The 20,208-nt window shown below is 46.0% G+C and carries 19 protein-coding genes and 5 pseudogenes; 10 read left to right on the top strand and 14 right to left on the bottom strand.

What is annotated here, in order from left to right:
• Positions 1-138: 138 nt before the first annotated feature.
• Genes Q0991_RS16625 through Q0991_RS16615 form a run of 3 tightly spaced genes read right to left on the bottom strand, consistent with a single transcriptional unit; the run spans position 139 to position 3,028 of the window.
• A complete protein-coding gene (locus Q0991_RS16625) occupies positions 139-1,284 on the bottom strand; it encodes a GTP-binding protein (RefSeq protein ID WP_299490312.1) in 1,146 nt (381 codons plus the stop codon).
• Positions 1,277-1,750, bottom strand: coding sequence for a SufE family protein (locus Q0991_RS16620; RefSeq protein WP_366524980.1), 474 nt, complete (start codon positions 1,748-1,750; stop codon positions 1,277-1,279). Before Q0991_RS16620 ends, Q0991_RS16625 begins: the two co-directional genes overlap by 8 nt.
• A gap of 51 nt (positions 1,751-1,801) precedes the next feature.
• The gene (locus Q0991_RS16615) at positions 1,802-3,028 is read right to left on the bottom strand and encodes an FAD/NAD(P)-binding protein (protein WP_299490310.1); all 1,227 of its coding nucleotides are present in this window, start codon (positions 3,026-3,028) and stop codon (positions 1,802-1,804) included.
• A gap of 108 nt (positions 3,029-3,136) precedes the next feature.
• Between Q0991_RS16615 and Q0991_RS16610 the strand changes: the two genes are divergently transcribed.
• Positions 3,137-4,012 (top strand): alpha/beta fold hydrolase, encoded by an 876-nt coding sequence (locus tag Q0991_RS16610; RefSeq protein WP_299490308.1) that lies wholly within the window; start codon positions 3,137-3,139, stop codon positions 4,010-4,012.
• Between the two features lie 32 nt (positions 4,013-4,044).
• Here Q0991_RS16610 and Q0991_RS16605 read toward each other — a convergent pair whose 3' ends face one another.
• Positions 4,045-4,269: a hypothetical protein gene (locus tag Q0991_RS16605; RefSeq protein ID WP_299490306.1), complete on the bottom strand. Its 225-nt coding sequence runs from the start codon at positions 4,267-4,269 to the stop codon at positions 4,045-4,047.
• Between the two features lie 742 nt (positions 4,270-5,011).
• Here Q0991_RS16605 and Q0991_RS16600 point away from each other — a divergent pair.
• Both Q0991_RS16600 and Q0991_RS16595 read left to right on the top strand, forming a co-directional pair.
• A complete protein-coding gene (locus tag Q0991_RS16600; protein ID WP_299490304.1) occupies positions 5,012-6,883 on the top strand; it encodes a glycoside hydrolase family 55 protein in 1,872 nt (623 codons plus the stop codon).
• Positions 6,884-6,914: 31 nt separating this feature from the next.
• Positions 6,915-7,070 (top strand): annotated as a pseudogene (locus Q0991_RS16595) (IS1 family transposase); the annotation flags it as partial.
• Positions 7,071-7,081: 11 nt separating this feature from the next.
• On the opposite strand, the pseudogene Q0991_RS16590 reads toward Q0991_RS16595, so the two are convergent.
• Positions 7,082-7,189 (bottom strand): annotated as a pseudogene (locus Q0991_RS16590) (IS1 family transposase); the annotation flags it as partial.
• A 577-nt stretch (positions 7,190-7,766) separates the two neighbouring features.
• On the opposite strand from Q0991_RS16590, the gene Q0991_RS16585 reads away from it, so the two are divergent.
• Positions 7,767-8,933, top strand: a complete 1,167-nt coding sequence (locus Q0991_RS16585) for a glycosyltransferase family 4 protein (protein WP_299490301.1) — start codon at positions 7,767-7,769, stop codon at positions 8,931-8,933.
• A gap of 23 nt (positions 8,934-8,956) precedes the next feature.
• Here the strand turns inward: Q0991_RS16585 and Q0991_RS16580 are convergent.
• Positions 8,957-9,558, bottom strand: a pseudogene (locus tag Q0991_RS16580) (IS5 family transposase); the annotation flags it as partial.
• Positions 9,559-9,574: 16 nt separating this feature from the next.
• Positions 9,575-9,928: pseudogene (locus Q0991_RS16575) on the bottom strand (transposase); the annotation flags it as partial.
• A gap of 343 nt (positions 9,929-10,271) precedes the next feature.
• Between Q0991_RS16575 and Q0991_RS16570 the strand changes: the two are divergent.
• Positions 10,272-10,433: pseudogene (locus tag Q0991_RS16570) on the top strand (IS701 family transposase); the annotation flags it as partial.
• Positions 10,434-10,545: 112 nt separating this feature from the next.
• Positions 10,546-11,364, top strand: a complete 819-nt coding sequence (locus tag Q0991_RS16565; RefSeq protein WP_299490297.1) for a hypothetical protein — start codon at positions 10,546-10,548, stop codon at positions 11,362-11,364.
• Positions 11,365-11,585: 221 nt separating this feature from the next.
• Here the strand turns inward: Q0991_RS16565 and Q0991_RS16560 are convergent, their stop codons facing one another.
• Both Q0991_RS16560 and Q0991_RS16555 read right to left on the bottom strand, forming a co-directional pair.
• Positions 11,586-12,167 (bottom strand): FxLYD domain-containing protein, encoded by a 582-nt coding sequence (locus tag Q0991_RS16560; protein ID WP_299490294.1) that lies wholly within the window; start codon positions 12,165-12,167, stop codon positions 11,586-11,588.
• 129 nt (positions 12,168-12,296) lie between these two features.
• Entirely contained in the window at positions 12,297-12,779 is a 483-nt protein-coding gene (locus Q0991_RS16555) for a flavin reductase family protein (protein ID WP_299490313.1), read from the bottom strand.
• A 53-nt stretch (positions 12,780-12,832) separates the two neighbouring features.
• On the opposite strand from Q0991_RS16555, the gene Q0991_RS16550 reads away from it, so the two are divergent.
• Positions 12,833-13,645 (top strand): 4'-phosphopantetheinyl transferase superfamily protein, encoded by an 813-nt coding sequence (locus tag Q0991_RS16550; protein WP_299490291.1) that lies wholly within the window; start codon positions 12,833-12,835, stop codon positions 13,643-13,645.
• A 289-nt stretch (positions 13,646-13,934) separates the two neighbouring features.
• Positions 13,935-14,891 carry an RNA polymerase sigma factor, RpoD/SigA family gene (locus Q0991_RS16545; protein ID WP_299490288.1) on the top strand — a complete coding sequence of 319 codons (957 nt, stop codon included), beginning with the start codon at positions 13,935-13,937 and terminating at the stop codon, positions 14,889-14,891.
• 126 nt (positions 14,892-15,017) lie between these two features.
• On the opposite strand, the gene Q0991_RS16540 is transcribed toward Q0991_RS16545, so the two are convergent.
• The 4 genes from Q0991_RS16540 to Q0991_RS16525 all read right to left on the bottom strand — a co-directional run bounded on the left by Q0991_RS16540 (position 15,018) and on the right by Q0991_RS16525 (position 17,546).
• Positions 15,018-15,695: a class I SAM-dependent methyltransferase gene (locus tag Q0991_RS16540; protein WP_299490285.1), complete on the bottom strand. Its 678-nt coding sequence runs from the start codon at positions 15,693-15,695 to the stop codon at positions 15,018-15,020.
• Positions 15,696-15,789: 94 nt separating this feature from the next.
• Positions 15,790-16,182 (bottom strand): hypothetical protein, encoded by a 393-nt coding sequence (locus Q0991_RS16535; protein ID WP_299490282.1) that lies wholly within the window; start codon positions 16,180-16,182, stop codon positions 15,790-15,792.
• A gap of 155 nt (positions 16,183-16,337) precedes the next feature.
• Entirely contained in the window at positions 16,338-16,556 is a 219-nt protein-coding gene (locus Q0991_RS16530; protein ID WP_299490279.1) for a hypothetical protein, read from the bottom strand.
• Between the two features lie 198 nt (positions 16,557-16,754).
• Positions 16,755-17,546 (bottom strand): hypothetical protein, encoded by a 792-nt coding sequence (locus Q0991_RS16525; protein WP_299490276.1) that lies wholly within the window; start codon positions 17,544-17,546, stop codon positions 16,755-16,757.
• Between the two features lie 367 nt (positions 17,547-17,913).
• Between Q0991_RS16525 and mutY the strand changes: the two genes are divergently transcribed.
• Positions 17,914-19,011 carry an A/G-specific adenine glycosylase gene (gene mutY / locus Q0991_RS16520; protein WP_299490274.1) on the top strand — a complete coding sequence of 366 codons (1,098 nt, stop codon included), beginning with the start codon at positions 17,914-17,916 and terminating at the stop codon, positions 19,009-19,011.
• A gap of 42 nt (positions 19,012-19,053) precedes the next feature.
• On the top strand, positions 19,054-19,656 hold the full coding sequence (gene recR / locus Q0991_RS16515) for a recombination mediator RecR (RefSeq protein ID WP_299490272.1): 603 nt from the start codon (positions 19,054-19,056) through the stop codon (positions 19,654-19,656).
• Positions 19,657-19,670: 14 nt separating this feature from the next.
• Here recR and Q0991_RS16510 read toward each other — a convergent pair.
• Positions 19,671-20,208: response regulator (locus tag Q0991_RS16510; protein WP_299490269.1), on the bottom strand; the 538-nt coding region annotated here is incomplete at its 5' end.

The following is a 20,208-nucleotide window of genomic DNA, read 5'->3' as shown; positions in this document are numbered from 1 at the left end:
AATTGCTTACGCAAAACAGGTCATCAGTTCGAAAATTTTTGGGATGCGGTGGATCATGCCTTCAGAAAAGTGTCCTAACCCAATCTTTGATTGCTATACGGCATAAAACCGTGAAAGTTAGCGTAAACAAGATCTTTACTAGGGGGCCAAACAATCCGTTAGCAGTTGTTTTAGCTGTTCTTTGTCAATGTTGCGGCCAATAAAGACCAACTGATTTTTTGGGGCATCCGGCCACTGATCAGCGTCCATCGTATAGCGCTTGCCACTGAGCTGAAAAATATAGCGGGATGTATTTTTTTCAAACCACATAAAACCCTTGGCTCGAAAGACTTCTTCTGGGAGCTGATCGGTAACAAAAGCCTGCATTTTTTCTAGGATAAAGGGCCGATCGCTTTCAAAGACCATCGATGAGAAGCCATCGACGGTGAGATGATCCGAATGATGGTGGTGATGATCGTGATCGCCATGGTGATGATCGTGATCGCCATGGTGATGATGATCATGGTCTTCGTGATGGTGGTGGTCATGATCGTGATGGTCATGATCATGGTCTTCGTGATGGTGATGGTCATGATCGTGGTGCGCCTCTTGCTCTGCAAAGGCTTTAGCTTCTGCTTCATAAGCCTTTGGATCAAAGAGAGCGGTATCTAGAATCAGCGGTAGGGGGACTTGGCCCTGTTGCGATCGCAACAGCCTCGCACCCCATTTTCGTTCACGAATCCACTCCTCTAGTTCTTCCACCTTCTGATCGGTGGTTAGGTCGGTTTTGTTAAGAACGACAATATCGCCAAAGGTGATTTGATTCAGGGCTGCCTCACTCTGAAAACACTCTGGGGTAAAGGTTTCTGAATCCACTAAGGTAATAATGGAATCTAAAGTCGTTACGTCCTTCAGTTGGGAGCTGACAAAGGTGAGAATAATCGGTAGCGGATCAGCTACCCCCGTGGTTTCGATGACGACATGATCAATTTTTTCCTCACGCTCTAGGACGGAATAGACCGCCTCCACCAGGTCGTCATTGATCGTGCAGCAGATGCAGCCATTGGTCAGCTGCACCATATCTTGATCAATGGTGGTCAGTAACTGACTGTCAATATCAATATCGCCAAACTCATTAACCAGTACAGCGACCTTCAGGTCTTGGCTGGTATTGAGAATATGGTTAAGAAGCGTGGTTTTGCCACTCCCCAAAAAACCCGTAATGATCGTAACGGGCATGCCTTTTTTGGGCAGATTGATATCCAGGGATTGGGATGTTTGAACGTTTGCAGTTGAATTAGTCAACGGTATCCTCCAATTGCTGAGTGGGGAAAGAATTTGATGATGCAGCTGATAGCGTCAGGGCAAGCCGCTGCAGAGTGGTAAAGATGTTGTAAAAACCATTGGCCCGAGACGGCGTTAAGCTCACATTGAGTCCGGTTTGTTGGATAAAATCAGGCGTGACCCGAGCGATTTGTTCTGGGGGTAGCCCATCTAACCCTTTAATCAGTAAACCCACTAACCCTTTGGTCATTTGGGCGTCCGAGTCACCTTGGAAATGAACTAGGCCACTCTCTATCGTTGCTGTGACATACACCTGCGATACACAGCCCACGACTTTATTGTCAGGCTGCTTATCTGCCTCGGGAAAGGGAGGAAGTTGCTTAGCAAACCACAGTAAATACTCATACCGACGCTTGGTATCCGTAATAGATTGGAAGCGCTTCACGATTTTGGCAAGGGCAGGGGGTAGAGACGGATCAACAGACATAATGGAAGACCGGGAAAGGGCGATATCAACCATAAGAATAAGCGAAGATGCTTACCTGGGTGGATGAATCACAGTCCGGGCAACACTGGCTTTGGTGAGGGCTGGGACAATGCGATCGCAAGCCATCCGTCCACCGTGCAAATTGCGGGCGACAGGACCCACGTGCAATGCAGCCCAGGGTCCCATCAAAAACAGGTCACACCCGGGCCACCGCAAATGTTCATCTAGCACCGGCAATCCATTGACAATCCGATTGGGGTATCGCACCAGTACCTCACCCATCAAAGGATGAGCCGTGATATCTGTGGCGGTGCCTGTGGCTAACCAAATCCGCTTAATCCGCTGATGAGCAAGACAATCGTGAGTGCTGACCACATTACACTGCACCCGCCAAGCGTCATGGTGCCAAAGCGCCCGAGACACCTGGCATTGTTCATAAAAGGTGACTTGACCGGACTGGGACAACCGCCGTAACTGGGTTAGCAACTCAGGGGCGATAGATCCACCATTGCGAGCGTCTTGGATCATTTGCCAGCGCACCTGCCAGTCGGGTTCTGCCTGAAATCCCTTGAGATACTTCGGTCCCAGCCATCCCGGTTCTGCATCAAATATTTTTTCGTTTAGGGTCCGTCGAGCCATCATCAAAACCTTCGCCCCGCGCTTAATTGCCCCCACGGCCAAATGAGCACTGGACTGACCACTGCCAATAATCAAAACCGTCTCACCCCTCAGATCGGGTAGCTCGGGCAGATTAATGTCCTGGCTATGACACAACCGTCCGGGTGGATGTGGATTCACCTCGGCGGTCCAACCGGGGACTTGGGCGGCTCCCCCACCCGTTGCCAACACCACTCGTCGGGCCTCAACCTGTTCCCCCGTATCCAGCTGCAGCTGAAATCCCTTCGCCAAAGGCGTTAGTTGAACCACCTGAGCGGCAGTCACCTGATCCCGTAATTGCCACCGATCAATGACTGTTTCACAAAAATCCTGAAACAATTGGGTCCCAGGGCGATTGTAAGGGTAATACAATTCCTCCTGGCGATGTTCAGCAAAGTTAAACAGGGTTTGCTTCACATCCGGGTGATGAACGCCGGGTGAGCGTAAATAGGGAATCTCCTGAGCTGCAAATTGTTGTCGCCACTGGACCATCCAGGTGCCGCTGGGGTCAAAAATCTGGAGGCGGTTCCGGAGAGCAGGCTTTTTCTGCAGTAAATGGGTAACAAGTGTGAGTGCCTGGGGACCTGCCCCAATAATGGCAATATCAATCCGATTATTCACAAATAATGGGAGGGGTAAGGTTTGTCATTGTGATAATGATTATCATTTTATAATATGAGTTCAAAGACTGACCACCGCATAACATCTTGATCGGCGATGGAGGATTGGATGGTCTCGGCACATCTTCAACAGCACACCTACACCTGGCAATGGCAAAATCATACCCTCAACATTGCTACTGAAACCCTTGGCTCCGGTCCTTCCGTGTTACTGTTGCCCGCCTTTAGTACGGTCTCTACTCGGGCAGAACTGACAACCTTAGCCCAGGCTTTAGCTTCTCACTTTCAAGTTACGCTTTTAGACTGGCCGGGGTTTGGCGATTCCGACCGTCCTGCAGTGCCATATCAGCCGGAGTTCTATCGTCAGTTTTTGAGGGCATTTGTTCAAGACACCCTGCCCCAAGAGGTGGCGGTTGTGGCGGCAGGCCATGCTGCTGGGTATGCGCTCTCCCTCCAGTCCTGGTCGCGAATGGTATTGATTGCGCCAACCTGGCGAGGTCCTCTGGCGGTTATGGGTGTGCCAGTAGCGATGCGTCGAGGGATTCGCCAGCTAGTGAGCGCCCCTGTGATCGGTTCAGCACTGTATGGGCTGAATACTCGCCCTGGGTTTTTAAAATGGATGTATCGTCGCCATGTCTTTGTCGATGAAACCCAGCTGGCTCCTGAATTCATGGCTCAGCGATATCAAAACACGCAGCAACTCGGTGCCCGGTATGCACCAGCCGCCTTTGTTACAGGGGGCTTAGATCCAGTGGATGAACGACAAGAATTCTTAGCTAGCTTGGCGCAGCAAACTGAGCCAGTGATGGTGATTGTGGCGGAACAAGCCCCACCGGGCTCCAAAGCTGAAATGGAAGCAATGGTTAAATTACCGAACATCCAAGCTGCTTACGTACCTGGCAGCCTGGGCATGGCAGAGGAGTTTGGTGATGTGATCGCACCTATGATTCTCCCCTTTCTACAGGGAAGCACTACACCAATCTAGTGGGAAAGCTAAAGTCTAGAGTATGACTAGATTTACAGACCTGTTTCGATAGGGGCTCTTTGGCAGATGGCACAGCCACAACCTATGGCATCTTCCATGCGATCGCTTTGAGACATTTCCACAGTGGGAAAGCCCTGTTCAGCCTCGATCTGATCTGCAATATTGGCAGTTGCTGAGGCAGGATGTGGCATCGCTAGAGCCACTAACAGAGATCCTGAACATCCTAAAGTCGTCAGAATATTTTTTTGATCAATCATTCCTAAAGCCTGTTGATGGAGATTTAATCCAGTATAGCCACTTCGAAAATATCCTCAGGGATGAGCAGACAATAAAACAGAGAATAACGGATATAACTATCACTAATATTTTATTCCGCACGCACATAGTCCAATGCATTCCTTTCTCAGCGAAGTTGAATATTAGTCATTGTTGAGGCAGGCAATAAGCATCAGGTGGTGGTCAACTCCAATCAAAGGTATCCATACCGTCATCTGCGAACCTACTCTCAACGTCTCAAAGCTATGGCTAAGCACACCCACAACTACAGGAAACGAGGACAAGAGGAGCATGCATCTGTGCAGCCATGTCTGTGGTATTCCAGTGGTGGCATTTAATGCAACAGGCATAGAGGATATAGTTGAACATAAGCGAAGTGGAGATCTAGTCCAATCTATTGATAAAAGTGATTTTGCCCAAGTAGTTCTTTAGGTTTTGGAGAATAACAATATTTATCAAGCAATGTGCTTTAACGCTCGCAAACAAGTAGAGAAGGGCTTTAATATTGAACTACAAGCAAAGCAGTATATGCCCCTTTTTAATAAACTTCCAGGCAACAGCAAATGCTAATTTCGAGTCCTTATCGTGCCGAGATGTAGTTCTATCCTGTTTATTAACTTACTAGAGTTTCCTCAAAAGAGGTTATCAAGCATTAGCTAGCTCAACGTCTAAGCTGTTATCTATCTAATACTTATGCTTATAATTTTTGGCTCATCAAATTTTATGAACTCAACGAGTCGTGGTTTAGCTAGCTTACTCCTAGCATTCACTCTAGGGTGCACTAACAGGGCCTCTACTTCAACTAAAAAACTAACTGCTAGCAAGGAAATATCTCCCCAGCAAGAAGCTGTTGAGAAAAAGGAAGATCCAGAATATGAAAAAGTATTTCCTGAGGATGTGGGCTGGATCAATATAAAGGAAGAGTTTGGGGCTGTCGGAGATGGGAAAACTGATGACACAAACGCAATTCTGAGAGCGATTCAGTCTCCATACAAAGACTATACGCGACCAAAAGTATTATACTTTCCGACAGGAACATATCTTGTTAAAAGCACTCTATTACTAACTGGAAAACGTGATAGTTGCTGTGTCACATTTCAGGGGCAGGGTCAGGGGAAAACAATAATTAAATTAATAGACAGTGCCCCTGGTTTTGGAGATCCACAAAAACCAAAGCCTGTGATCAAAACTAGGGCAGGAAATGTAGCATTTCGGCATTACTTTCGCGATTTTACCCTGCAGATTGGCCAGAATAATGCAGGCGCGATTGGCCTTGATTACATTTCTAGCAATAGGGGGGCCATCAAAAATATAGCAATTAAGTCTACTGATGGATCAGGCATTGCTGGTTTGCTAATGACGAGGAGATGGCCAGGCCCTAGCTTGATTAAGCATGTCCTTATAGAAGGATTCGACCACGGAATTCATGTAAAGCACCCTGAATATGGCCTCACCTTCGAACATATTACCCTTAAGAATCAGAAGCATTCTGGCATTCTAAACCATGGAAATACCTTAGCTATTCTGGACCTAAAAAGTATTAATTCAGTACCCGCGATCTTAAATAGAGGTCGAGGCTTAGTTATCCTTGTCAATGGTAATTTACAAGGTGGCTCATCAAAACACAGTGCGATTATCAATAATGCTTCACTATATGCTAGAAATATTCAAACTCAAGGGTATCAAACTGCAATTCAATCTAAAGGAAAAGTAATTCCGAGTCCCTCTCATACCGAATTTATCGCGGGCAAAGTATATAGTCTATTCGATAGTCCTAAAAAATCATTACATCTCCCGATAGAGCCAACTCCCACATTTCATGATCAGAATTTAAACAACTGGGCTAACGTTAAGCGTTATCCCTCAATACAAGCTGCTATGAATTCAGGGAAATCAACTATTTATTTTCCTAGAGGAAACTATAAAATTGGTTCTACTATCAATATACCGGCAACGGTCAGAAAGGTTATTGGATATGAATCCTTTATCAACTTAAACATTAAACATTCAAACACTATTTTCCAAGTTAATGAAGATAGTAACCAACCGCTCATTTTTGAGGGGCTACTTTTTCCAAATGCACTTTTGAAGCATCATTCCTCTCGCACAGTTGTCATTAAACACAGTAAAGGTCCAAGGATCAGCAATTCGCCGAAATCTGGAAAGTTGTTTCTGGAAGATGTACAACTTACTTTAAACCTTGACTACCCCCAAAATATTTGGGCACGACAATTAAATGCTGAAAGTTTGCACCAGCCACGGACAAAAGTTCTTAACAATGGGGGGAATTTATGGATTCTAGGTATAAAAACAGAAGGAAAAGGATCTGTAATCGAAACGACTAACGGGGGCAAAACAGAGCTGCTCGGCACCCTAATCTATCCTGTACGGAAGTTTTCAGCAGCTGAAAAAAATCAGGCTGCGTTTATTAACAATGAATCTAGCCATACCTTGATCTACTCAGTTAGTGCCTATGGTCCCCTGCGGAATTATCCTATCCAAATTAAAGAAGTTCGCAATGGTATTACTAGGATTCTTCCATCAACAGAGATGACTAGCCGCGCAATGCCGCTATTTTCTGGATTTAAGGACTGATAGATGCATGAGACATGATCATAAGATAGCCTGGCCACAGAGTGCAGTGACCTTAAGACTAGTGCCGACTTATTTCAACTGGAATTGGTGCCACTCACGATTGAAGATCACGGCTACACAACGAGCAGGACTAACGGAGCATCCCTGGGAATGGCACAACATAGCTGCCTATCCCACACTTTTTTGAGGCACAACCATTTGATGACAGTGTGAGCAACGATAGCGTTGACTGCCTTTACTGGTTTGACAGTGTTTGTAGGTTGGAGGATGACCACATAGAGGACATTGCATCAACACATAGGACAACTCCCTATCAGTTTAGCAAACCCACACTTCTTTGACTCACAACCGTAGACGCTCAAAATCTCGATCTCATATATAAAGTTATTTAAAGAGTGAATTACAAATTACTTTCCAGCATTCGTGAAGAAGCCGCCAGAATATATAATAGTACTATTAGAAAGTAATTTTTTTTCAACACAAACTTGATAAACTAATTACCTAGATGCTGAGTTAGTTTATCTCAATAAACACTGTCCCAATCTCTCTTTAGTATTCTAGAACACTTTATCTCATCCAACCTAAAGGTCCAAACTGTATTTGATTAAGCTCCAGATCTAAATAAACACAAGCGATATTTCACTATGTAATGAAAGGTTAAAAAACAAAGATTTGAGTAAGAACTAGCTACTAAGTAACCTCCTGTAATGTACGAGGAAAAATTGACAAAAAATTGCATATTCTTGTGAGTTTTTCTTGCGACTACCCCAACACCTACCCAGCAATTTATAGAAAGCAAATAAGTTTTTCTGTCTCAAAGAGTCTGTTCATCTTCTAAATGTACTTTAAAGCCCAAGTGAATTTACATCAGTGAAAAATTAAAATGTCTACATCACCAGAAAAAAGTAGAAAAAACCATGAATGTCGTGTTGTGTGGCTTTTGCCTGTTGCGAATTTCTACTGGCAGCCTACTATTAGTGAGTTCACAAAAATATTTCCGCGAACTAAAGTACTGGCTGGTGCCTTCCCTGGTTTTGCTAAGGGATTTGAAGGTGGTGTTGATGTCGAAGTTGTTGGCCAGTTTAAACGTGTAGGAATTAGAGCAAAAGATACGGCGCCCGGTTATAGCTATAGTTTTACTGCGCTTTCTCTTAAAGTCATTCAACCATTGCTTCGTTTCAAACCTGATGTCATTATTTCTACTTCCTTTGGCATCTGGACACTCATAGCACTACTGCTAAAATCATGGATGAAGTGGCGAGTTATTCTTGCTTATGAAGGTAGCTCACCGGGTGTGGATTTCCTTAATTCACCCATACGTCTCTCAGTCCGGCGCTCTATGGTTAAAGCCGCAAATGCATGCATCACCAACAGCCAAGCTGGTAAAACCTATCTAGTAGAAGTACTAAATGCTAACAAAGAGCAAGTATTTGTCCATCCATATGAGGTTCCTGCTGCTCAATCACTTACGCAAGGCCCTAGGCCTCTACTAGGAATGAAGCAGCTTCAGCATCCAGTTTTCTTGTTTGTAGGGCGAATTATCCCACGTAAGGGTTTAAACTTTCTCATAGAAGCTTGTTCCATACTACAAGAGCAAGGCTATCAGGACTTTACCCTGCTCATTGTGGGGGGTGGTAGCCAGCAAAAAGAATTAGAGTCTTTATGCCAAGAAAAGTGCTTAAATTGCGTACAGTGGATGGGAAAAGTTGAGTATAAAAATGTCAGCTATTACTACAATGAAGCCGATATTTTTATACTACCTACCCTAGAGGACACTTGGGGAGTTGTCGTGTTAGAAGCAATGCTACTCGGTAAGCCAGTCCTTTGTTCTATAAGAGCAGGGTCAGCTGAACTAATTGTCAATGGTGAGAATGGATACATTTTCCATCCTGATCAGCCTCAACAGTTAGCAGAATTAATGCTTCGGTTCATAAACAATCATGATCTGATTAGTGCAATAGGTTCAAACTCTCAGCGCACAATGCAGGCATACACACCAGAAATTGCTGCTAAGTTTTTGAGCCAAGTTTTAGACTTTGCAATGGTCTAAGAGGCCATTTATAAAGTGAATCTTTAGGCAGTCAATCGTCGTAGCATCACACGAGTCATCACAGCATAGATGGCGGCCTCACTGATGTCCGGTAGTCGCCCATAATCTTTGCTCAAACGACGGTACCAATTGAACCACCCAAAGGTACGCTCTACAACCCTCCGTTTGGGTAAAATCTCAAACCCTGGTCCATCCCGTTGAATAACCTCAACGCGAGATTGAATCATTAACCAAACAGCTAAAGCAAACTTATCCCCGCTATAGCCCCCATCCACCCATAACGCTTGGGTTCGCTGAAGACACTGTCGATACTTATCCCAGGGTTCCATGAGGGCATAAGCACTGGCTAATAGCTCACTCGTGTTGGCAGCGGTAACCACGACCTTCAACAGCAAACCCAAGCTATCGACTAACACATGACGTCTGCACCCTTTGACTCGTTCACTGCCATCAAAGCCATATTTTCCGTCGTTTTGACGGATTGACTATCGGTCGCTAAGGCACTGGGGTAGGGAGATTGGTCCATCTTCTGACGTAGACCCTCACGCAAAATGTGGTTCATGCGCTGCCAATGACCTTGACGTCACCATTTGCTGAAGTAGGCGTACACCGTTGAACTAGGCGGAACCTGAGTTCGACAGCTAGAAAATAGCTTGAGGTAAAGCTTTAGGGTCAAAGTTTGGGATATCTATCAATGGCTTATGGGGATGGTAAGAGTAAGCAATCAACCCTAAAACCAGATTGACCAAAAAATTGAACTGGCTACGGTTGCGAGAATGCTCAATCTGACAGATGTTTTTGAGCTGGTCGTTGACCGTCTCAATGAGCGAACGTTTGCGCAGCAATACCTTGTCAAGCAACGTCATCAAGGTATTCTTCATGTTTTTTCGCCGTCTGGCGATCAGTTGGAGCCCTTGGGTAAACAGTTGTTCAAATAACGCCTGAGAAACATAGCCCCAGTCGCCAAAAAGCTTTCTAAATAAGTCTTTACTCATTTGCAAGAACAGGTTTGCGGTCATCGGTCGTACCAGGGGTCAGAGCCACGGCTGACCACTCATGATGGTTGATCAGTAAGTGCAGGCTTAGGAAGATATATGAAAAGTAGTTACCATCGCTCAGATCAGGCTAAGGAGTTTGGGTTTTGACTCGATCAGATGACGGTCGCCCTGCAAATCAACTACCCCGCTGCAAGCAGACGGGGTATAGAATACGATTTGCTCCCAAACCGTAAATTTGGATTGCAATCCCATTTCTTCGCTGCAAGCAGCGGGGAATCTACCCCCACTAGATTGAAGCAGAATTAAAGCGCAATCCTCATAACAAGCTTAAGTCGGTGCCATTGAACCGTAAATTCGCTGAAATTCTCTGAAGCATTGGCTAGAGGTCTTTCCCATCCATGCTTTGAGGAAAAGATTGGAGCACCTTATATCTAGGGCGGAGCAATTTTGCTATTCCTTGGTGCGGAAGTTGCTCAGGCATCCTGACTTTTCCCCTACTTGAAGTGATAAAAGAGGGCTAAACTACCTAAATGACTCTTGACTTGAGTTGATATTAGAGATTTGTGAATCTTTACTTTAAATGTTTTCTGATATGAAAGAGGGAAAGGAGTGCTGTGACTGAAGCTAATCAGGGTAACCAACCCAGTGCCTATACAGATACACAATATCTGCTAAGGCGGACAATACCGCCCTCACTCTATTACCAGTTACGAAACTTTAGCAGACAGTATCCAGTTCTATTTCTGCCTTTTGCCCGTTGGCGCTGGTCGCGCTGGCGCAGGAAGCATAACATCAACGAGATTGGTCCTGAGCCGGCGGCTCCCAATCCAGTTACGCGTTCAGCTGAAATTGTGATTGAAGGATTTCCTAGAATGGGCAATACTTTTGCCCATATTGCCTTCAAGATGGCTCAAAACCGAGCCATTGAGATTGGTCATCATACGCACGCAGCAGCCCAGGTAGTGGCAGCCGTTCGCATGAACATTCCCACTATTGTGTTGATTCGCCAACCTGAGTCCGCTATTACTTCTTACCTAATTGGCGATTTTGATCCCTCTCTGTCCATTGAACAATCTTTAAGTGAGTATATTAGCTTCTACAAAACTGTCTCCCCCTATCGCGATCAGTGTGTGATCGCTGAGTTTGATGAGGTAACTAATCACTATGACAGAATTATCGAAAAGGTAAATCAAAAGTATGGAACTTCGTTTATTCCTTTTGAACATACTAATGAAAATGTTCAAGAATGCTTTCGATGGATCGAGGAAGGGTTTCAAAATACTTTTGGCCAACTATCTGAAAAGGTAGTCTGTCGCCCCTCAGAGTCAAGGGAATCTCTTAAGCAAGACATTAAAGAGCAGTTCTATCAGCCCAAATATGAGCGCTTGCGAAGTAAGGCCAATAGGCTCTACGAGCAATTGACTCATCCTTGAAGCAGTTGAGGCATTTAGTAATAGTGTCAGGAGCGATCAAGATAATGCGAATGCTTGCAGTCACTCCCATGAATCGATTCTCAAGCCTGATTTCAACTCCTACAACGGCAACGACTCTTCCACCAAAGATCCGCAAGGATATGGGCATTCAGGCTCTAATCTGGATCTATGCCTTTTGCTCGCATTGACTAGAAAGAATCAAACCAGTCGCAAGTTCGCCCTTAGACACCACCCTGAATATTAAAAGCGGGTTTGGTCAGGCGTACTTTGTAGTTACCTCCAGCAGGTACCGTCAACAGTTCGGCCTTAAAGGTTACGGACTGCCCAGGAGAAAGGGTAGAGGGACTGGGCACAGCACTTCCAGTTTGTACTAAGTCACCGCTGCCATCAAGGACTTCAAAATTTACACCCGTAACGGTGACGGATTCCTTATTCCCGTTTTTGAGGGTTCCTTGGACTTCGGATGAGCCATTCAGCCGAATAATAGGAACGAGACGGAGATTAGAGACTTTAAGGTTTTTGCTTAGCTTTTGTGCCAGGGCTTGAGGATCAACATCACTCTCTTCAAAAGAAGAACCGGAAGATTCAGCAGTCGCATCAGTATCGCTTTCCGCCGGACCATTGAGGTTCATTAATTCCTGCCAGTAGTTGCGGAAACGAACTTGCTCGGATGCACTGCCACCAATCTGAATCACGTCTCCTGCTGATTGTGTATGCCCAGGGAAGGTTGCTACCAATGCTGTAGACGTTACCACAGAACCAACCAGAAGGCGGGTCAACCAGCGCCGCGAAGATGTCAACATTATTTCACTCTCTCAACCAACATCTAGAAATACTTCGTTAATGCTCAATCCAGATTCTACTCTGAGGCATGTTCGAGAATCTGTCTGGGGTTAGTATGCCCCACTCAGGGCCAGAAGTAGACAAGGGGGTCAACCGCCATACTGCCAGGGTGTGTCTTTTAGCCACAGGGGCTGCCCTTGACGATGTTGATCTGCCGCAATGACTTCTCCCATAAAGATAGAATGATCCCCTTCTTCTAGGCTGCCTTTGACTTGGCATTCCACAAATCCCAAGGCACTAGCAATGATCGGGCATCCTGTGGCTTTTCCAAGGTAGAATGCCACGTCGCCAAACTTATCACCTGTTCTTTTCTGAGGTTTAAAGAACGTTTCCGCCAAATCTTGTTGTGTCACTTCTAGAAAGCTAACAGCAAAAACCTGACTGGCCTTGATCATGGCGTGGGAACGCGAATCTTGTCGAACCCCGATCACAATCAGGGGGGGCTTAAAAGAGGCTTGTGTCATCCAACTAAGGGTGAAGCCATTGACCTCTTCTCCATCTTTGACACCACAAATATTCAAGGGGTGGGGAATATTGCGGAGCAAGGTGCGCTTAGCTTTTTCGTCTAGCAAGGTTGCGATATCCTTATACATCTTCCAAACTATGTTTCTCACTTTAGCAAGGGATGTCGACTCCCTTGGCAAAGGTTAAGTCAGTTGACGGTCCTGAGATGAATGAACCCAACAACATGCCAACTTTACATTGGCAACCTTCCCGTGAGGTCATCCCCCTTACCCCATATGCACTGCATATTTGGCGACTCTCGCTTCACCCCCAGGCTGACATAGATCACCGTTTGTGGCAGCTGTTATCTAAGGACGAGCAGCAAAGAGCCCTACGGTTTGTGAGGTCGCAAGATCAGACCCAGTTTGTGCAGGTGCGAGGAACCTTACGACTCCTATTGGGACAATACTTAAACGTACCAGGTGTATCTCTGGAGTTTGACTATGGTGAGTACGGTAAACCTCAGTTGGTATCGTCTTGCAATCCGTTAGAGGTGCAGTTTAATGTTTCTCATTCCCATGAATTCGCCCTGATGGCGATAGCAATGACGACTGAGGTGGGGGTAGATATTGAGCAAGTCAATCAGCGGTCAGAGTTTTTAAAAATCAGCCAACGCTTCTTTACGACAGCTGAGCATCAAGTCTTATTGCAGCAACCACCCCATCAGCAACGTCAAACCTTTTTCCAACTGTGGACTCGAAAAGAAGCGTGTATCAAAGCGATGGGTGGCAGTATTGCCCATGGGCTGGAGCATATCAATGTGGCGGTAGATTTGCACCAGTCCACGAGGGTCATTGAGGTGACGGAGCGATCGCATCGCCAGCTATTTCTCTATAATCTATCCTTAGGCAATGACTATGCCGGGGCCGTTGCAACCACTCAGCCTTTTCAACAGCTCCATACGTGGGACTGGCATCATCCAGAGCAAGCCTGAAGGGTGTCTCAGAACATTAGTTTGAAGTCCTGGCAAGTAATGATAAAGATAAATTAAAGATATGTTACGATTTTTAATATAGGAAGGTAGAATCTGAGTCTACTAAGCCCCAGTACAAACATTAAGGTTTACAGATCGTAACTTTCTTGACTGTTGTAAGTGTTTGAATACGGTATTCTGCCTATGACTTGCTGAACAGGGCCAATTGCGTTGTTGAGCAGGTTTACCTTTATTGTTCGCACTGACACTTCTATTCTGGACGCCCTTGTCTAATCTTGAGAGACGCCCCATGAGAACTAAAGAAATTGCCAAAGATTCCGTGCGCTCTTACTTAAGAGAGATTGGGCGTGTTCCGCTGTTGACCCACGAACAAGAGGTCACTTTCGGAAAGCAGGTTCAGAGTCTCATCAAACTCAATCAGATTTCTGAAGAACTGACAGCTCAGCTTAACCGACCACCCAGTCAAACAGAATGGTCAGTAGCAGCTAACCTCTCAGAGGCAGATCTGCAGCAAGCCCTAGATCAAGGGGAAGCAGCGAAGCGAAAAATGGTGGAAGCCAATTTACGTTTGGTGGTTTCTGTCGCCAAAAAATATATCAAGCGGAATGTGGATTTGCTGGATCTGATCCAAGAGGGCACGATTGGAATGCAGCGCGGGGTAGAAAAGTTTGATCCGACCAAAGGCTATCGATTTTCCACCTATGCCTATTGGTGGATTCGACAGGCGATCACTCGAGCGATCGCAGAAAAGGGACGCACTATTCGTCTCCCCATCCATATCACGGAAAAGCTGAACAAAATTAAGAAGACTCAGCGGCAGCTTTCGCAGAAGTTGGGTCGAGCGGCAACGATCAACGAATTAGCCATCGAATTAGACTTGACTACCCGGCAAGTCCGCGAATATCTGGAACGCTCCCGTCAGCCTTTATCCCTCGATGTGCGGGTTGGGGACAACCAAGATACTGAATTAGGGGAGCTAATCGAAGACCCGTCTGAATCTCCGGAAAACTTTACTCTGCAAGCGTCTTTACGGCGGGACTTAGAGCGGCTGATGGCGGATTTAACGGAACAGCAGCAGCAAGTCTTGCATCTTCGCTTTGGCTTAGATGATGGTCAACCCCTGACTTTAGCGAAGATTGGAGATCGCTTAAGTATTAGTCGGGAGCGGGTTCGGCAGATCGAGCGGGAAGCGTTGGGCAAGTTACGGAAGCGTAAAGCCGATATTTCTGAGTATCTGGCTAGCTAACTGTTCATACCTAAAATTATGTTTATTTTTAGGTGCCTTTAGTTGATGCCCTCTTCTTTGGGTGATCGGGTAGAAGAGGAGTTTGGTCTTTAGGGTGCTTCACTCACACCGGATATCGGCTTCGTCTTAACGCTTTGTGGCGATCACTTGCAGATCCGCTGCATCATCTTCACTGCTGGGCGGTACGACCTCCACATCCAAAATTTGAAAGTCAGCCTGGATAATCTCTTGCAGGATATCGTTTGAGTCTCCGATGTACCGAGTTGCCACATCTTTGTGAACAATGCAGCGTGTTTGAGGATCAAAGTTGGGCTGTAAGCTGACGGGCACTTGATTACACATCGTGGTGATGGTGAGGACGCCGTTCGGTTTGAGAATTCGATGGGCCGTGTGTAGAAATTGAGTGCGATCGCAACCAATGATGCAGTGAAAACAACGGCCATCAAGGGCAATATCAAACGAATCATCCTCAATCTCGGTTAATGTCAGAACGTCACCCTGAAGGAAATTCACTTTGACATTGGCTTTGGCAGCATTTTCAACTGCCCAGGCGATCGCAGTGAGAGCAATATCAACCCCAGTCACTGTGTAGCCTACTTGGGCAAAAGCAATCCCCAAATTTCCTGCACCGCAGCCTAGTTCTAGCAAATTTCCCTGGTCTGGGAAGGCTTGTTTTTGCGAGAGAGGTTGCCAAGTGTTGTGCCAGTCTCCTACCACTTCATCGTGTCTGGTCCAACCTGCATAATCAGGATCTACTCGTTTACGTTGGTAAGCGCGATCGTGCCCTGCATAGTCAGTTTCCATAAAATGTTCGCAACACCTTGCTACGTATTTTTTCTCTTTATGCCCTTAAAAGCAAATTAGGTGTGTGTTATGCGCTTATTAGCTAGCGACCGCACTAGATGTATGTGTCATTGTCGAGATCAGATTCGTAGTCATCAGTACCGTGGAAGCCAAGCGCCTTCAGTTTTGCAAAGTAGGGTGAGTAGTCAAACTCGTCCTCGCATTCCCATGGCTCAAGATCCCAGATAGTGTCAGCCATCCAAGCACACCAGCGTGGAGGAGCAGGCCATTTTCGAAAGTACTCAATCCGCTCTTCAACAGTCTTATTTTGTTGTTCCCACCATTCTCCGAACACCATGACATGTGTTTCACCAGCACCCATACGCCATCCGATGCTGTAGGGATGGGAGTTCTTCATGAATATCCAAGGCGGTGGAAAGTCGCCGTGTTTCTCAATCATTTCGATCACATGATTGTGATACCAATCTTCGTTCGCGTATTCGCCCATAAATACTTCTAAGTTCGGGGGTACATACTCTCTGGTGAATCTGGAATCAATCAACTAAGCTAGCTAACAATACGACCATCAGGAGCGTAAAGAGCCACTTCAACATTGTCTGGCCGTAGGTCGAGTGTCCTATTACATGCCTTAGTTAGTTGGTACTACGCTTCCTGCCCTGAGCGTTGGGTGATACCTAGTGCTCGCCTCAGCGCCTCATCAGTCTTATTTTCCCAATCTGGATCCGAGATTTTAATAGTCATTTTGGGTGATCGGGTTCTAAGTTCCTGATAGACTGCATGAACGGCAGGAGTGCCCTTAAGCTCCCATAACCGTGAAATAAGCTGCCGCTTATCTAGAGAAGTTAGGTCTAAGTGAGTCATAACTCATAGTCTCCGTTAGGAAGAATGCAAAGTTTCTACCGCTGCTAGCCGTTTCTCCAAAGAGACATTAGTTGCTGTGCCCATCTCCTTCAGCGGATGTTCCACAAAATTGAGCTAGCATCCTCGTCATCTCTATTCTCCTCAAGATCCAATTATCCTGATACGTCGAAAGTTTTACATGGCTATGAGCAGTGTGTATCAGTTGCGAAACTCAGATGATTTAATTCCCCTACAGCACGGCTCAGCACTCTTCCCCGGTGTGTTTCCTTGAACAACAGTTTTATCAATACCGTAGGGTTGGCTATCTTTATAACTTATGATAATTGACCAACAATCTTGGCATAGATTTGCAACTTTCCTCACGAAAGTCTTATAAATAGGGGCAGACGGAGGAATTGAGACATATTCCGAAGGATTAGACTTAACGACTGAAACTAGGCTTTCCGCATACATCGTCAAGCTGATTTGATCTGATTTAGATAGTTTTTCCCACCCGGCCTGAGGAATAACAATCCTCACAACAGGTGTTGCAGTAGCTTCTCCAGCCGTTTGATAAATTCCTTTAAGGCTGGTAAAAACTTCTTCTCCACGAACAACTTGAGCTTCCTGATCTTTTTTCAAGCGATTAACTGTCTGTCTTGCATCGGCCAGACTTTTCTGATATTCCTCAACATTTTGCTTTGCAATTTTGTAGTTTGGGCTTGAGGTAGGGACGGCCTGCATGAAATCAATAGCAGATTGCCATTCTTTGTTTACTTGACGCCACTCAGCTAAAGACGTGGCTGCTTGAGCAAGCTTAGCTGCACTGGTAGCTTTACTTACTCCAGCGGTGAATGGGGCCACCTTTTTGGTTGGAACCTCAGAACTGGGAGAGCTTGTATCAGATCTTGGTTGATTTGAATTATTACTATTCGAATTTGAACAACTAAACAAAGCTAGCAAGACAGTTAAGATTGCTCCGAATTTCACAAAGAAAGTAACTCGCATCATAACTAAATCTCAAACATGATAAGACCAACCATGCCAGAATTTTAAAATATAGATACAGTTATATAGCTACAAAATCAATAAAGATATACAGCATAACTAAAAAAAATGAGTTTTCAGTCCATTTTTTAGTCAGAAAGGCTATTATTTATGCACAAAATAATGTTTTTTACAGGTCAACCGTTCTGAATTAGCCTCAGCAAGTTCTAGCTTTAGAGATAGTATTCACAAGTTCTCCATTGTTTGGGAAATTAAGAAGTAGAAAAAAACTCTCTGCTTAAATCTTTTCAATCTATTGTGATACCTTGCTTAGCATCCTCTTCATGATTCATTTATCCTGATCAAGGGAATATAGAGTCAGTCGGGGTTGATGGCAGAAACTAAACTGCAGCAATTGCCAGTCACAAAATTGAGAACTGCTTTGCGAACTTGGTATCAAGAGTCAGGGCGAGATCTCCCCTGGAGACAAACACAAGACCCTTATGCCATCTGGGTATCGGAGATTATGCTCCAGCAAACCCAGGTTAAAACCGTCATCCCTTATTACCAACGCTGGCTAGCCCAATTCCCGACTATTGCCAGCCTAGCAGCTGCTCCCCAACAAGACGTTTTGAAAGTCTGGCAAGGACTGGGATACTACGCTCGGGCACGGAACCTGCATCGAGCTGCCCAACAAGTCGTAGCCGACTGGGACGGGACATTTCCAGAGCAATTTGACCAAGTGATGGGATTACCCGGCATCGGTCGAACCACTGCTGGGGGCATTCTCAGCGCCGCCTTTAACCAGCCCACCCCCATTTTGGATGGCAACGTCAAGCGCATCTTAGTCCGGCTACTCGCCATCCAAGTGCCACCTAAAAAAGTGTTGGCAGATCTGTGGGAAGCCTCCACAGCGCTCCTCGATCCAGAGTATCCTAGGGAATTCAACCAGGCGTTTATGGACCTGGGGGCAACCCTCTGTACCCCCAAGCAACCTCAGTGCGATCGCTGTCCCTGGAGGTCCGACTGCCAAGCCTATCGTCACCAACTGCAAGCCACCTTACCCATGACCGAACAGAAAGCCCCAGTGCCCCATAAGCAAATTGGTGTTGCCGTGATCTGGAACGACCAAGACCAGATTCTGATTGATAAACGGCCCCAAAAAGGTCTACTGGGAGGCCTATGGGAATTTCCAGGGGGAAAAGTAGAACCCCAAGAATCGGTTGAAGACTGCATTCGCCGCGAGATTAAAGAAGAACTGGGGATTGAGATTGGCGTTGACGATCATCTGATAACAGTCAATCACGCCTACACCCACTTCAAAGTTACCCTCATGGTTCATCACTGCCACCATATCCAAGGGGAACCCCAGGCCATTGAATGTGATGAAATTCGTTGGGTGACCTTAGCAGAGCTAGATGAGTATCCCTTTCCCAAAGCCAATCAAGAAATCATTGCCGCCTTACGAGCTTCAAAGAAGCCGGGCTAGAATAATGACCTCAGCTCTATCCCTACCGAGAGGCATCCGACTGTGAGTACGGTTTATACCCGGCCCTTAGCCCGACTGGTTGAGCAACTGCAGCGACTTCCTGGCATTGGCCCTAAAAGTGCTCAGCGGCTAGCCCTGCATTTGCTGAAACGACCGACTGCCGAAGTCGAAGCCTTAGCCAATGCCTTAATTGAAGCCAAACAACAGGTGGGTTTTTGCTCCGTCTGCTTTCACTTATCTGCAGAACCTGTCTGCGATATTTGTCGTGCCCCGAGCCGGGATAAAACCACTATTTGCGTCGTTGCTGATTCTAGAGATGTGATTGCCCTCGAAAAAACGCGAGAGTTTAAGGGCCAATATCATGTGCTCGGCGGCCTGATTTCGCCTATGGATGGTATTGGTCCCGATCAGCTCAATATTCAGCCTCTGATTACACGAGTTCACAAAGCCCAGACGCAGGAGGTTATCCTAGCAATCAACCCGAGTGTCGAAGGCGAAACCACGACGCTGTATGTCGGCCAATTACTGAAGCCGTTTACACGTGTGACGCGCATTGCTTTTGGTCTGCCCATGGGCGGTGACTTAGAATATGCAGACGAAGTCACCCTTGCTAGAGCGCTAGAAGGGCGACGTGATTTGGATTAAAGGTTGCAGCAGCGCTAGAGCTTTTGCTTGACGAAGTTCACTAGTTGAGTCAACGCCCGCTTTAAGTTGGCGATCTCGGTTTCCATCGCTTCGACTCGCTGACGCAGCTCAATCACCTCAGTATTATCAACGGCAGGCGCAGCCGCAGCAGGCTTGCTTGTCTCCGCCCGTAGACGCGGCAATCGTGATTTGGTAATGGCACCTTTGATCGCTTCTTGGAGCTGATGCTTCTCAAAAGGCTTTTCAATAAATTCAAAAAACTCGAAGGGTTCCGTCAGTTTGTCTGTGACTTCTTCCTTCCGACCTGACATGATGACTAATGGAATAGACTGCAGGTCGTGCTCATTTTGTAGTTCTTGATAGACTTCCCAGCCACTCACGCGGGGCAATAAAAAGTCCAACATAATTAGATTGGGGCGCTCTTGCCGAATCAAGTTTAAGCCTTCTGCCCCATCCTTAGCTTCTAACACCTGAAAGTCACCTTCCGGCAGCATATCCCGGACGCGCATACGAATGACTTTACTGTCGTCAATCACTAAGATTTTGTGACCT

This window comes from Acaryochloris sp. IP29b_bin.137, assembly GCF_028285745.1.
Taxonomy (GTDB): domain Bacteria; phylum Cyanobacteriota; class Cyanobacteriia; order Thermosynechococcales; family Thermosynechococcaceae; genus Acaryochloris.
This window is presented reverse-complemented; position numbering and strand designations above follow the sequence as displayed.